The following is a 13948-nucleotide window of genomic DNA, read 5'->3' as shown; positions in this document are numbered from 1 at the left end:
CGACATGGAGCTACCAGCGGGTAACCGGAAGGGTGGGCACAGCCGAGAGCCGTCGTTTCCCGGCGCACATCGTGGTCTACAGGAGGGCTCGGACGGGTGTTCAGTCGTGTCGCCATCGTCAATCGTGGTGAGGCCGCCATGCGGCTCATCCACGCCGTACGGGACATCGCCGCCGAGACCGGGACGCGGATCGAGACCGTCGCCCTGTACACCGACGTGGACCGCACGGCCACCTTCGTCCGCGAGGCGGACCTGTCCTACGACCTCGGCCCCGCGTCCGCGCGCCCGTACCTGGACCTGAAGGCGCTGGAGCGCGCCCTCGTGGAGACCGGGGCCGACGCCGCGTGGGTCGGGTGGGGCTTCGTCGCGGAGGACCCGGCGTTCGCGGAGCTGTGCGAGACGATCGGCGTCGCCTTCGTCGGGCCGAGCGCGGACGCGATGCGCCGGCTCGGCGACAAGATCGGCGCGAAGCTGATCGCCGAGGAGGTCGGCGTGCCGGTCGCGCCGTGGAGCCGCGGCGCGGTCGAGACCCTGGAGGCCGCCCGGGCGGCGGCGGCCCGGATCGGCTACCCGCTGATGCTCAAGGCGACCGCGGGCGGCGGCGGGCGCGGCATCCGGGTGATCACCAGCGAGGCCGAACTGGACGACGCCTACGAGCGCACCAGCCAGGAGGCCGCGCGCGCGTTCGGCAGCGGCGTGGTGTTCCTGGAGCGCCTGGTCACCGGCGCCCGGCACGTCGAGGTCCAGGTGATCGCCGACGGCGAGAGCGCGTGGGCGCTCGGCGTGCGCGACTGCTCGGTGCAGCGCCGCAACCAGAAGATCATCGAGGAGTCGGCGTCGCCGGTGCTGCCCCCCGCGCGGGCCGCCGAGCTCAAGGCGTCCGCCGAGCGGCTGGCGGTCGCGGTCGGCTACCGCGGCGCGGCGACCGTGGAGTTCCTCTACCACCCCGGCGACGACCTGCTGGCGTTCCTGGAGGTCAACACCCGGCTGCAGGTCGAGCACCCGATCACCGAGTCCACCACCGGGTTCGACCTGGTCAGGGCGCAGCTGCACGTGGCGTCCGGCGGACGGCTGGAGGGCGCGCCGCCCGCCGAGCGCGGGCATGCGATCGAGGCCCGGCTGAACGCCGAGGACCCCGACCGCGACTTCGCCCCGTCCCCGGGCCGCATCGCCCGGCTGGACCTCCCGGCGGGCCCGGGCGTCCGGGTCGACACCGGCGTCAGCGAGGGCGACACCATCCCCGCCGACTTCGACTCGATGATCGCCAAGATCATCGCCTACGGCCGCGACCGCGGCGAGGCGCTCGGCCGGCTGCGCCGCGCGATGGCCGCGACCACCGTGATCATCGAGGGCGGCGCCACCAACAAGAGCTTCGTCCTCGACCTCCTCGACCGGCCCGAGGTGATCGACGGCAGCGCCGACACCGGCTGGATCGACCGCGTCCGCGCCGAGGGCGACCTCGTCTCGCACCGCCACTCCGCCGTCGCGCTCGCGGCCGCCGCCATCGAGGCCTACGAGGTGGAGGAGGCCGCCGGGCGCGGGCAGCTGCTGTCGACGGCGTCGGGCGGGCGCCCGCAGGTCCGGCACGAGAGCGGCCGGCCGCTGGAGCTCAAGCTGCGCGGCGCCGGCTACCGGGTGCGCGTCGCGCGGATCGGCGCGCAGCGGTTCCGCGCCGGCATCGAGGCGGGCGACGGCGAGGTCCGCACCGCCGTCGTCGAGCTCGACCGCTTCGACCGGCACACCGGGCAGATCGTGGTCAACGGCGCTCGGTACCGCCTGGTCACCGGCACGCACGGGCCGGTCCACCTGGTCGAGGTGGACGGCGTGACGCACCGGGTCAGCCGCGACGAGGGCGGCGTCGTCCGCTCGCCCGCGCCCGCGCTGGTCGTCGCGACGCCGCTGGAGGTCGGCGGCGAGGTCGAGGCCGGCGCGCCGGTGCTGGTGCTGGAGAGCATGAAGATGGAGACGGTGCTGCGCGCGCCGTTCAAGGCGCGGCTGAAGGAGTGCCTCGTCTCCGTCGGCGGCCAGGTGGAGACGGGCGCGCCGCTGCTGCGGCTGGAGCCGCTCGCCGACGCCGCCGAGGCCGAGGAGGCCGCCACCGGCACCGTCGAGCTGGACCTGCCCGCCGCGCCGGGGGAGATCCCGGCGGCGGAGCGCGCCGCCCGCGCCCTGGAGGACCTGCGCTGCCGGCTGCTGGGCTTCGACGCCGACCCGCACGACGAGCGCCGGGCCCTGGACGACTACCTCGCCGCGGGCCGCGCCGACGCCGCGGACGGCCGCCGCCCGCTGGCCGCCGAGCTCGCGCTGGTCGAGGTGTTCGCCGACCTCGCCGAGCTGAGCCGCGACGCCCCGGCCGCCGGCGACGGCGCCGACGGCGGCCACGTGCACAGCGCCCGCGAGTACTTCCACACCTACCTGCAGAGCCTCGACGTCGAGCGCGCCGGGCTGCCGGAGGCGTTCCAGGCCAAGCTCGCCAACGCGCTCGGGCACTACGGGGTCACCGACCTGGACCGCACGCCCGAGCTCGAGGCCGCGGTGTTCCGGATCTTCCTCGCCCAGCAGCGCGCGTCCGCCGACGCCGCGGTCGTGCTGGCGCTGCTGCGCGCGTGGCTGCAGGAGCCGCCGCCGGACGAGGCGCTGCGCGAGCCCGTCGGCCTCGCCCTGGAACGGCTGGTCGCCGCGGCGCAGGTGCGCTTCCCCGTCGTCTACGACCTCGCGTGCGGTGTGGTGTTCGCCTGGTTCGCCCAGCCGCTGCTGCGCCGCAACCGCGCCCGCGTCTACGCCGGCGTCCGCCGGCACCTGCGCCACCTGGACGCGCACCCCGACGCCCCCGACCGCGCCGAGCGCATCGCCGAGATGGTGCGCAGCACCGAGCCGCTGGTGCGGCTGCTCGGGCAGCGGCTCGTCCGCCACGACCAGGACAACTCGGTCATGCTGGAGGTGCTGACCCGGCGGTACTACGGCAACAAGGGCCTCACCGGCGTCCGCACCGTGGTCGTCCCCTGCGGGGACGGCGACGCCGCGGGCTGCCGGTTCGTGGTCGCCGAGCGCGCCGGATCGTCCCTGGTGTCCGCCGCGGTGCGGTTCGAGTCGCTGGGCGACGTCCTGCACGGGCTCGTCGGGCTGGCGGGCGGCGAGGACGCCCTCGACGCCGACGTCTACCTCGCCTGGGAGAACCAGCCCGAGGACTTCGACGCGATGGCGGCGGCGCTGCAGGAGGTCATCGCCGAGCACCCGCTGCCACGGCAGGTCCGCCGGCTCACCGCCACCGTCGCGGGCAGCGCCGGCGACGTGATGCACCACCACTTCACGTTCCGCCCGTCCACCACCGGCATGGCCGAGGAGCGGCTGATCCGCGGGCTGCACCCGCACATCGCGCAGCGGATGCAGCTGGAGCGGCTGAGCAGGTTCGACCTCACCCGGCTGCCGTCGGCGGACGAGGAGGTCTACCTCTTCCAGTGCGTGGCGCGGGAGAACCCGTCCGACGACCGCCTCGTCGCGTTCGCGCAGGTGCGGGACCTGACCGAGCTGCGCGACAACGAGGGCCGGCTCGCCACGCTGCCGATGGCCGAGTACTCCATCGCCACCTGCCTCGACTCGATCCGCCGCGCGCAGTCGCGGCGGCCGTCCAAGAACCGCTTCAACACCAACCGGATCGTGCTGTACGTCTGGCCGCCGATCGACCTCACCCGCGCGGAGCTGGAGACGATCGTCGGGCGCGTGCTGCCGACGACCGCGGGCGCCGGGCTGGAGGAGATCCTGCTCATCGGCCGGCAGCGCGACCGGAGCACCGGCGAGCTGACCAAGATCGCGGTGCGGCTGTCCTTCGACGCCGCCGGCGGCGCCGAACTGACCATCGGGGAGCCCTCGGACGAGGCGATCGAACCGGTCGACGGCTACCGGCAGAAGGTGCTGCGCGCGAGCGCCCGCAACACGGTCTACCCGTACGAGCTGACCGGGATGCTGGGCGACTTCGTCGAGCACGACCTCGATGAGGACCACGCGCTGGTGCCCGTCGCCCGGCCGAAGGGACGCAACACCGCCGCGATGGTCGCGGGCGTCGTCACCACGCGGACCGAGCGGCACCCGGAGGGCGTCACCCGGGTCGTGCTGCTCGGCGACCCGACCAAGGCGCTCGGCGCGCTGTCGGAGCCGGAGTGCCGCCGCGTGATCGCCGCGCTGGACCTCGCCGAGCGGATGCGGGTGCCGCTGGAGTGGTACGCGCTGTCCGCCGGCGCCCGGATCTCCATGGAGTCGGGCACCGAGAACATGGACTGGGTGGCCGCGGCGCTCAAGCGGATCGTCGAGTTCACCCAGGACGGCGGCGAGATCAACATCGTGGTCGCGGGCATCAACGTCGGCGCCCAGCCGTACTGGAACGCCGAGGCGACGATGCTGATGCACACCAAGGGCGTCCTCGTGATGACGCCGGACTCGGCGATGGTGCTGACCGGCAAGCAGGCGCTCGACTTCTCCGGCGGCGTGTCGGCCGAGGACAACTTCGGCATCGGCGGCTACGACCGGGTCATGGGCCCGAACGGGCAGGCGCAGTACTGGGCGCCGAACCTGACCGCCGCCCGGGACATCCTGATGGCGCACTACGACCACACCTACGTCGCGCCCGGCGAGCAGGCGCCGCGCCCGGCCGTCACGACCGACCCCGTCGACCGGGACGTCTCCGACTTCCCGCACGTCGTGGAGGGCAGCGACTTCGCCACCGTCGGCGAGATCTTCTCCGCCGCGGCCAACCCGGACCGCAAGAAGCCGTTCGACATCCGGACCGTGATGCGGGCGCTGTCCGACCAGGACCACCCGGTGCTGGAGCGCTGGGCGGGGATGGCCGACGCGGACACCGCGGTGGTCCAGGACGTGCATCTCGGCGGCATGCCGGTGTGCCTGCTCGGCATCGAGTCGCGGGCGGTGCCGCGGCGCGGCTTCCCGCCCACCGACGGCCCGGACGCCTACACCGCGGGCACGCTGTTCCCCCGGTCGTCGAAGAAGGCGGCGCGGGCGATCAACGCGGCCAGCGGCAACCGGCCGCTGGTGGTGCTGGCGAACCTGTCGGGCTTCGACGGCTCGCCGGAGTCGATGCGCAAGCTCCAGCTGGAGTACGGCGCCGAGATCGGCCGCGCGATCGTGAACTTCCGCGGCCCCATCGTGTTCTGCGTGATCTCCCGGTACCACGGCGGCGCGTTCGTCGTGTTCTCCAAGGCGCTGAACCCGAACATGACCGTGTTCGCGCTGGAGGGCTCGTTCGCCTCGGTGCTCGGCGGCGCCCCGGCCGCCGCGGCGGTGTTCAGCCGGGACGTCGACGCCCGCACCGCCGCCGACCCGCGCGTGCGGGACCTGGAGGGCCGCGTCGCGGCGGCCACCGGCCCGGTCCAGGCCGCCACGCTGACCGCGGAACTGGACGAGCTGCGCTCCTCGGTCCGCGCGGAGAAGCTCGGCGAGGTGGCCGCGGAGTTCGACCGGGTGCACGACATCCGGCGCGCCGTCGAGGTCGGCTCGGTCGACGCCGTCATCGGCGCGGCGGACCTGCGCCCGCGGATCATCGAGGCCATCGGGTCCCATCCGGTGTGAGCCCGGCCCCCCTTCGGCCGCGCCGGACGCATGTGCCCTGGTCAGCCGGGTACCAGCGGATTGTGCCGCCGGCCTGGCGGCGGCGCGCCGATGGGGGGAGCGGGAGATGAACGACGGACCCGGCAGGGCGGACGCCGAGACGGACGTCCGGCGGCGCGTCCAGCGCGTCGGCACCGGCGCGAGCGGTGCCCGCGGGACGCTCGGGGCGGACGCCGCCCCGGGCGCCGGCGGCGCCGAGACCGACGTCGAGCGGCGCGTCCGGCACATGGGCACGGGCGGCGACGACCACGTCGGAGGCGCGCCTCCGGACGCGGGCCCCGGCATCGAGGACGCCCGGGCGGACGTCCGGCGGCGCATCGGGCACGTCGGCACGGGCGCGAGCGGGGACGGCGGAGACCTCCTCGGGCACGCGGTGCCGGGCACCGACGGCGCCAGGAAGGGCGTCGAGCGGCGCGTCCGGCACATGGGCACGGGCGCCAGCGACAGTCCCGGAGACGCGACGAGGGACTGAGCCCGGCCGTCCGGTGATCAGGGCGCGGGAGCGGGGTGTCCGGCCGCGCGCGAGCGGAAGGTGCGGCGGTAGGTGTCCGGAGGGACGCCGACCGTGCGGTTGAAGTGCCGGCGCAGCGTCGTGGCGGTGCCCATGCCGGTGGCCGCCGCGATGGCGTCGACGCCGTCGTCGGTGGTCTCCAGCAGCTGCTGCGCGTGCCGGATCCGCTGGGCCAGCAGCCATTGCAGCGGGGTGGTGCCGGTCACCGCCCGGAAGTGGCGGCCGAGGTTGCGCGGGCTCATCCGCGCCCGGCGGGCCAGGTCCGCCACGGTGAGCGGGCGGTCCAGCCGTTCGATCGCCCAGGGGAGCAGGCCGGCGAGCGGGTGGTCGCCCGGGGCCGGGACCGGTGCGGTGACGAACTGGGCCTGGCCGCCGTCCCGGTGCGGCGGCACGACCAGGCGGCGGGCGACCGTGTTCGCGATCGCGGAGCCGCGGTCGAGGCGGACGAGGTGCAGGCACAGGTCCATGGCGGCGGCCTTGCCGGCGGAGGTGAGCACGCTGCCGTTGTCCACGTAGAGGACGTCAGGGTCCACCTCCACCCGGGGATAGCGCTCGGCCAGGGCCCGGGTGTGCGCCCAGTGGGTGGTGGCGCGCCGTCCGTCCAGCAGGCCCGCTGCGGCCAGCACGAACGCGCCCGTGCAGAGGGAGGCCACGCGCGCGCCCGCCTCGTGGGCCGCGCGCACCGCGTCGACCAGGCCGGCGGGCGGATCGATGTCGACGTCCCAGCCCGGGACGATCACGGTGTCGGCGGACGGCAGCCGGTCGAGGCCGTGATCGGGCTCCAGGCGGAATCGGCCGGCCCGCGCGGGCCCCTCTCCGCAGACGACGAGGTCGTACCAGGGGCCGGGCACGCTGGGCGGTTTCGAGCCGAAGACCTCGTACGCCATGGACAGCTCGAAGTGGAGCATTCCCTCGGCGGCGGCCAGCGCGACAGTGGTCATGGCCGGAATTGTACGGGTAATGGCGTTACGGACACTCGCGCCGGGACGCCCCTGCTCGCCAGGATGTCCACGACGGATCGAAGCAGGTCACGAGGTGGAGAAACCCCATGCACAAGGTCGCGGCGTTCGGCGCGTACGGGCACACCGGACGTTTCGTGGTGGACGAGCTGAAGGAGCGCGGATTCGTCCCGATCCTGTCCGGCCGTGACGCGGGCAGGCTGGACGCCCTGGCGTCCGGCTCGGGGCTGGAGGCGCGCCCGGCCTCGGTCGACGACCCGGCCTCGCTCGACCGCGCGCTGGCCGGCGCCGCGGCCGTGATCAACTGCGCCGGGCCCTTCGCCGCGACGGCGGCGCCCGTCATCGAGGCGGCCCTGCGCGCCGGGATCCCGTACGTGGACGTGGCCGCCGAGATCGAGGCCAACGCCGACACGCTCGCGCACTTCGCGGACCGCGCCGGCGGAACGGCGGTCGTCCCGGCCATGGCCTTCTTCGGCGGCCTCGGCGACCTGCTGGCCACCGCCGCGCTGGGCGACCGGACGGAGGCCGACGAGGTGCACGTCGCCTACGGGCTGAGCAGCTGGCACCCCACTCATGGGACGCGCGCCGCGGGCGCCGTCTCCCACCGCCGCCGGAACGGCCGGCGAGTCCGCTACGCCGGCGGCCGCCTGGAGTACCGCGACGACGAGGCGCCGACCCTCGAATGGCCCTTCCCCGACCCGATGGGCTCCCGGACCGTCATCGGGGAGTTCGCCATGGCCGACGTCGTCACCGTCCCCAGCCACCTGTCCGTCCCCGAGGTGCGCACCTACATGACGGTCGAGGCGGCCAGGGACCTGGCGGACCCGGACACCCCGGCCCCGGCCCCCGCCGACGAGCGCGGGCGGTCCGCGCAGACCTTCCTCGTCGACGTCGTCGTGCGCTCCGGCGGCACCGAACGGCGCGCGGTGGCGAGGGGCCGCGACATCTACGCCGTCACCGCGCCGCTCGCCGTGGAGGCGGTCGACCGCCTCCTCACCGGCCGGACCAAGACGACGGGCGCCGCGTCCGCCGGCAAGATTTTCGACGCCCCCGACTTCCTCCGCGCCCTGTCCCCCCACATCTCCGTCGACCTGTCTAGGTCGTGCGCTTCGTGAAGGGGAGGACGAGGCGGGACGGGTGGGCGGCGTCGCGGTAGATCTTGTGCGTGACGGGGCGGCCGACCGGGAGGTGGAACGCGTCCGGCGGCAGCAGGGCGTTGTGCTCGTCGGCCAGGGGCTCGTCGTTGGAGAGCTCCACGACCAGCTTGTGGCCGGGCAGGAACGTCGCCGCGAACGGGTAGACGCGCAGCACGTACTCCTCGATCTTCCCCGGTTCGACCGGCACCGCGCGGGTGTGCGAGTGGTGGGGGTCGCCCTCGGTGGTGCGCTCCTCGTCGAGTTCGCGGTGCGAGGCCTTGAGGTAGGCGGTCGTGATGAGCTGCCGCTCGCCGGTCGGGGCCTCGTCCCACATGCGCAGGATGAAGTTCGTGTCGGGCTGGTCGATCTCCGCGAAGAGGTGCGCGGCGCCCTGGCCGATCATCTCGGTCGGCTCGTCGAACGGGGCGGTGCTCCAGCTCAGCGTCTCCACCTTGTCGGTCACCGTCAGCGGCGCCTGGTAGAAGCCGTCGGGGGCGGCGTGCTCGGGGCCCATCAGCTCGGGCTCGAAGGAGAGCTTGCGGCGCGGGCGGAGGTAGAGCGAGGTGTACTCGACGTCCTTCGGCGGCCACTGCGCGCCCGTCACCCACTCGCGGGAGCCCTCGACGTGGACGGTCACCGCGGGCTCGTCCATGACCCCGTTGTCGATGCCCTTGATCCAGTGGTCGTACCAGCGGAACATCTTGTCGTGCTCCTCGATGAAGGGGCGCGACTGCATCGGCGGGTACGGGCCGATGTCGAGCTTCTTCGGGCCCTTCAGCGCGTTGAAGAGCTCGATGGTGCCGTCCATCGTCCAGCCGCGGCCCTGGTCGATCTGCAGCCAGACGGGGATGTCGATGTTCGGCGCGAGCGTGACGGGGTTGCGCTCCTCGTACCACTCGCCGTCGACCTCGTTCATCACGATGTCGAACCAGGCCTCGTGGTTCTTCGGGTAGTTCAGCACGTGGACGAGGTTCGGCCAGGCGGCCACGTCGGGGTCTTCGAGCCGCCTCGCGACGCGCTCCCTGATCTCCTCGGGGGAGCAGGTCTCCAGCATGCGGGACTTGACGCGGTCGGTGAACGCCCAGCCGGAGTCGCCGCCGCGGCCCTCGCGGGCGGCGCGCGGCATGAACCACATGACGCCGCCGTGGTAGGTGGTCTCGTAGAAGTCGTAGTGGCCGCCGCTGACGAAGATCGCCTTGAGGCTCGGCGGACGCTCGGCCGCCGCCAGGACCTGCATGGAGCCGAAGTAGGAGATGCCGATCATGCCGACGTTGCCGTCGCACCACGGCTGCGCCGCGACCCACTCGATGAAGTCGTACGCGTCCTGGCCGAGGGAGACGCCGCCTGCGTTGTAGTTGCCGATGTGCTCGCCCTCGGACGCGCCGGAGCCGCGCAGGTCGCCGATGACGTGGACGTACCCCTCCTTGACGACGCGCGCGATGTCACCCGCCTCGATGCAGCCGTCCCACATCGGGCTGGGGCGCCGCTGCGGCGGCGTCGTGAGCGCGAGGGCCTGCAACTCCTTGCCGTACGGGCTGAGCGCCACGAGTGCCGGACGGGGCTCGTCGTCGACGCCCTGGTAGGCGTCGGCCGCCAGCGTGACCACGTCGCGCATCGGCACGCGGAGGTCCTTGCGGACGGCGATCTCGTCCAGGCCCGCCTGGATGGTCCGGAAGTCAGCCATGGCTGCGAAGCTCCCTGTCTGGTTGAAGTGCGTGCGGTAGCCGTGCATCGACGTGAAGAACGGCGACGGCTCCAGCGTGGGATCGGCGGTGTAGCCGACCTCCTGCGCCACGGGCGCGAAGGGGGAGTACGCCGAGTCGGTCTCCCGGAGGCCCGCGCACAGGCAGTCGTGGGCGGCCCTGCCGACCCGGCCCTCGACGTCGAGGCTCTCGCGCAGTGCTTCGGCGGCCTGCTCCGCGTCGAGTTCGACGCCGTACGGCGTGCCGTCGGTGCGGCGGTACGGGTGGCCCAGGTAAAGGTGCTGCGGACGTATCTCGTCGCGCAGGTACTCCAGGCTCGCGCGGTAGGCGACCGGGTCCTCGAAGCCGGGAAAGCCGTTGGCGGCCCCGTGCACCTGGACCGCGTCGCCGACGAAGACGGAGCGCTGCCCGTCGACGACATAGGCGACCGATCCCGGCGTGTGGCCGGGAATCGAGTGGACGGAGACGGTGACGTCCCCGCCGAGGGGGATCGTCTCGCCTCCCTTGACGAGCATGGTCGGCTCCATCTCGCCGGAGATGACGGTGTTGGCCGCGTCGGTCACCTTCGCCTCGCCTTCGGGGTCGTCCAGGTACCGGCCCCGGCCGGCGAGGTACTCGTCCACGTGGGCCCGGCGCGAGCGCAGCAGCGGCGCGTCGGCCTCGTGGATCACGACCTGCGCGCGCCGGCCGGTCAGCTCCCACAGGGCATGGGCCCCGCCGACGTGGTCGATGTGGCCGTGGGTCAGCAGGATCCAGCGGACGTCCTCGATCCTGCGGCCGATGGCCTCCAGCGCCGGGGCCATGCCCTCGGCGGGGGACGAGGCGATGCCGGTGTCGACGATGGCCGGCTCCGGCGCGTCGATGAAGAAGCTGTAGAGACCGAACCGGCCCCACGGCGAGACCAGGGGATGGACTCTCACAGTGGACATGGCTCTCCTTACGAACTGTGCGGCGCGGCGCGGCGCGGTCAGCGGGCGAGGAAGTCGCGGGTCTCCGCGTAGGCCCGGTGGTACTCGGGGATCCACGAGAAGTGCTGCACGAACCCGTGCCCCGCACCGGCGTACCGGCTGACGGTCGCGTCCACGCCGGCGTCCTGCAGCCTCCGGCCGTACAGCTCGCCCTCGTCCCGCAGCGGGTCGAGCTCCCCGGTGATGATCAGCGCGGGCGGGAGCCCGGCGAGGTCCGCCCGCTTGATGGGGGAGACGCGGGGGTCCGCCGGGTCGGCGCCGCTGTCGATGTAGAAGGCGTTGAACGGCTTGAGCCCGGCCGTCTCCAGCCCGTAGCCGACGGCGTTGTCCCGCAGCGACGCGTAGCGGTCGACGTCGAAGTCCAGGTCGAGCGACGGGTAGAACATCACCTGGTGGGTGATCCGGTCGAAGCCGTCGTCGCGCGCCATGCCGGAGACGGCGGCGACGAACGTGCCGCCGGAGCTGTCGCCCGCGAGGGCCAGCGTCGTACTGTCCCAGCCCAGGGCCTCGCCGTTCTCGGCGGCCCACCGGACAGCCGCATAGCAGTCGTCGAGACCGGCCGGGAAGGCGTGCTCGGGCGCCCGCCGGTAGCCGACGGAGACGACCTTGAGCCCGGTCTCCTTGGCCAAGGAGCGCGCGACATGGTCGTGCGTCTCCAGGCTGCCGAGGAAGAACGCGCCGCCGTGGAAGTAGACCAGCAGGCCGTACGCGTCGGCCTCGTCCGGCGTGTAGACCCGCAGCGGGACGTTTCCGGCGGCAGTGTGCGCGGTGAGGTCCTCGACGGAGTGCAGCGGCAGGCGGTCGGCCACGGGCGGAACCTGCGACTCCTCGCCGGCGCGCATCGCCTCCGGGTTCAGCGGTCCGGGAGGCGGCGCCGGCATGGCGGCGAGGGCCTTGGCGATCTCGGGATGCAGTGGCATGGCGTCAGACCTCCGCGCCCTGCGAGGCGGGCTGCTGCGACGCGGGCTTCTGGCTCGGGAAGACGTCGTTGACCTCGTCCTCCGTCCAGCCCTGCCGGGAGACGCGCTGCAACTCGTCGGTCACCGGCTTGCGGGCCGCCTGGTAGAGCGCGAGCGCTTCGCCGACCGAGCCCGCCTCCCGGAGGGAGTCGGCGAGGACCCCGGCGTCCAGGATCGCGGAGTTCGCGCCCTGGCCGTGGTGGTGCAGCATCGAGTGCGCCGCGTCCCCGAGCAGGACGACGGAGCCCGAGTGCCAGCGGTCGATCGGGTCGATGTCGTAGACCGCGCGGCAGTTGACGGTCTCCATGTCGAGGTCGCGGACGATGTTCACGATCCGCTCGTCGAAGCCCTCGACCGTCCTGAGCAGGTCGTCCTTGGTGACGGCCGGCGCCCAGGTGCCGTCCGGGCACAGCGCGGTGATGTCGAAGGAGACCTGGTCGCGGTGGCGCAGCGGCAGGAGGTAGACCTTCGTGCCCCGGCCGATGTACATCCGCAGGTTGTCGTCCACGACCATGCCGTAGGCGTCGCCGGCGTCGATGACGGCGCGGTAGGCGTGCTCGCCGGAGAACACCGGCTCCTTGGCGGAGAACAGCTGCTCGCGGACGACCGACTTGATGCCGTCGGCCCCGATGACCAGGTCCGCTTCGACGGTGGTGCCGTTGGTGAAGGTCAGGACGCTCCTGTCGCCCTTGTCCTCGATCCTCTCGAGCTTGTGGCCGAGGCGGACCATGCCCTCGGGCAGCACCGACAGCAGCGCCTCGATGAAGTCGCCGCGGTGGATCAGGTGGGTCTTCAGGCCGAAGACGTCGATCTCCGGCCAGGCCTCCCGCATGATCGGCTCGCCGGTGCCGGTGAGGATCTCGAAGTAGTCGCTCGGGGAGCTGACCTTCTGGATCGCTCCGACGACGCCCCACCGGCGGAACCGGTCCATGGTGGACGGGCGCAGGCCGATGCCGGCGCCGACCTCGCGGATCCGGCCCGCCTGCTCGTAGGCGGTGACGGTGGCGCCGAGCAGGCTCAGCGCCTTGGCCGCGGCGGCGCCGCCGTACCCCGCGCCGACGACGGCGATGTTCAGTTTCTTCAGGTCCGAGGACTGCATGGCTCTGTCCTTGTCAGTGCTTGAGGGAGAGGAAGTCGGCGGGGTTGTCGACGAAGACCGTCCTGATGGCGGCGTCGTCGAGCCCGGCGGCGCGGAGGTCCGGGATGAGGTCCTCGAAGATGTAGTTGACGGTGTGGCCCCGGACGCCCGGCCAGCCCAGCGGGCTGCAGTTGGCGTCGGCGGAGGCGAGCACCTGCCCGAGGCGTCCCTCGCCGCCGATGAACCGGAGGAAGTGGTCGAGGCGCTCCTTGCGCGGGCGCGCCCAGAACGGCGGGTCCGGGAGCTCGGTCTCGTAGCCGAAGGTGTCGAACCCGATCCGGCCGCCCTGGTCGGCGATCCAGGTGTCGCGGGTCTTGCCGGCGTTGACGCCGTCGTCCACGTGCCCGAAGAGCACGCGGTCGAGGGGGAGCCCCTCCTCGTTGAAGATCGCGATGGCGTTCTCGGCGTCGATGGCCAGGTGGGTCAGGATGCCGGCGCCGGTGGCCTTGGAGGCGCGGGCCGCCGCCCGGTAGATGCGCTTGTCCAGGTCCGTCATGCGCCCGCCGCGGCTCACGCCGACCTTGATGACGCCGGCGCGGGCGCCGGTGCCGCCGATGCCCACGGTGATCTCGTGGACGAAGTGCCGGGCCAGGTAGCCGACGTCCGCCCGGGCGAAGAACGGCAGCGCGGTGTCGCCGCCGACGAAGCCCGTGCAGGCGACGATGTGGACGCCGGTCTTCGCCGACAGCGACCTGTAGTGGTCGACGTCGCGGCCGTTGCAGATGCCGGTCACGTCGACGAACGTCCCGCCGCCGTACTCGTGGAACCTGCGCAGCTTCGGGACGGTCTCCGCGTACCGCTCCTCCGGCGTCTTCCACCACTTGGTGTCCAGCTCCGAGCCGGGCATGCCGTACCCGATGTGCTCGTGGACGGCGACGACTCCCAGCTCCTCCGCGGGAATCGGCCCCAGGACGGTGTTCACCCTCGACATTCGTCTCGCTCCAAACCTCAGAAG

Annotated in this window: 8 protein-coding genes; 3 read left to right on the top strand and 5 right to left on the bottom strand. The window is 73.2% G+C overall.

Features of this window, described 5'->3' with window-relative positions:
* Positions 1 to 96: 96 nt before the first annotated feature.
* Both ABD296_RS04855 and ABD296_RS04850 read left to right on the top strand, forming a co-directional pair.
* A complete protein-coding gene (locus tag ABD296_RS04855) occupies positions 97 to 5580 on the top strand; it encodes an ATP-binding protein (protein ID WP_344261863.1) in 5484 nt (1827 codons plus the stop codon).
* Between the two features lie 106 nt (positions 5581 to 5686).
* A complete protein-coding gene (locus ABD296_RS04850) occupies positions 5687 to 6091 on the top strand; it encodes a hypothetical protein (protein ID WP_344261861.1) in 405 nt (134 codons plus the stop codon).
* 17 nt (positions 6092 to 6108) lie between these two features.
* Here ABD296_RS04850 and ABD296_RS04845 read toward each other — a convergent pair whose 3' ends face one another.
* A complete protein-coding gene (locus tag ABD296_RS04845; protein ID WP_344261859.1) occupies positions 6109 to 7071 on the bottom strand; it encodes a helix-turn-helix domain-containing protein in 963 nt (320 codons plus the stop codon).
* 107 nt (positions 7072 to 7178) lie between these two features.
* Between ABD296_RS04845 and ABD296_RS04840 the strand changes: the two genes are divergently transcribed.
* Entirely contained in the window at positions 7179 to 8204 is a 1026-nt protein-coding gene (locus ABD296_RS04840) for a saccharopine dehydrogenase family protein (protein WP_344261857.1), read from the top strand.
* Here the strand turns inward: ABD296_RS04840 and ABD296_RS04835 are convergent.
* Genes ABD296_RS04835 through ABD296_RS04820 form a run of 4 tightly spaced genes read right to left on the bottom strand, consistent with a single transcriptional unit; the run spans position 8185 to position 13924 of the window.
* Positions 8185 to 10857 (bottom strand): CocE/NonD family hydrolase, encoded by a 2673-nt coding sequence (locus ABD296_RS04835; protein ID WP_344261855.1) that lies wholly within the window; start codon positions 10855 to 10857, stop codon positions 8185 to 8187. The two genes, ABD296_RS04840 and ABD296_RS04835, sit on opposite strands and share 20 nt — an antisense overlap.
* 38 nt (positions 10858 to 10895) lie before the next feature.
* Entirely contained in the window at positions 10896 to 11816 is a 921-nt protein-coding gene (locus tag ABD296_RS04830) for an alpha/beta hydrolase (protein ID WP_344261853.1), read from the bottom strand.
* Positions 11817 to 11820: 4 nt separating this feature from the next.
* Positions 11821 to 12954, bottom strand: a complete 1134-nt coding sequence (locus tag ABD296_RS04825; protein WP_344261851.1) for an FAD-dependent monooxygenase — start codon at positions 12952 to 12954, stop codon at positions 11821 to 11823.
* 13 nt (positions 12955 to 12967) lie between these two features.
* Positions 12968 to 13924: a phosphotriesterase family protein gene (locus ABD296_RS04820; RefSeq protein WP_344261849.1), complete on the bottom strand. Its 957-nt coding sequence runs from the start codon at positions 13922 to 13924 to the stop codon at positions 12968 to 12970.
* Between the last annotated feature and the right edge of the window lie 24 nt (positions 13925 to 13948).

The sequence above is a fragment of the Actinomadura napierensis genome (assembly GCF_039529375.1).
Lineage (GTDB): Bacteria > Actinomycetota > Actinomycetes > Streptosporangiales > Streptosporangiaceae > Spirillospora > Spirillospora napierensis.
The sequence above is the reverse complement of the archived record's forward strand: the minus strand, read 5'-3'. Positions and strand labels throughout refer to the sequence as shown.

Coding starts and splice junctions, on each gene's coding strand:
- ABD296_RS04840 (WP_344261857.1), top strand. CDS start 7,179: ATGCACAAGGTCGCGGCGTTCGGCGCGTACGGGCACACCGGACGTTTC.
- ABD296_RS04825 (WP_344261851.1), bottom strand. CDS start 12,954: ATGCAGTCCTCGGACCTGAAGAAACTGAACATCGCCGTCGTCGGCGCG.
- ABD296_RS04830 (WP_344261853.1), bottom strand. CDS start 11,816: ATGCCACTGCATCCCGAGATCGCCAAGGCCCTCGCCGCCATGCCGGCG.
- ABD296_RS04835 (WP_344261855.1), bottom strand. CDS start 10,857: ATGTCCACTGTGAGAGTCCATCCCCTGGTCTCGCCGTGGGGCCGGTTC.
- ABD296_RS04820 (WP_344261849.1), bottom strand. CDS start 13,924: ATGTCGAGGGTGAACACCGTCCTGGGGCCGATTCCCGCGGAGGAGCTG.
- ABD296_RS04845 (WP_344261859.1), bottom strand. CDS start 7,071: ATGACCACTGTCGCGCTGGCCGCCGCCGAGGGAATGCTCCACTTCGAG.
- ABD296_RS04850 (WP_344261861.1), top strand. CDS start 5,687: ATGAACGACGGACCCGGCAGGGCGGACGCCGAGACGGACGTCCGGCGG.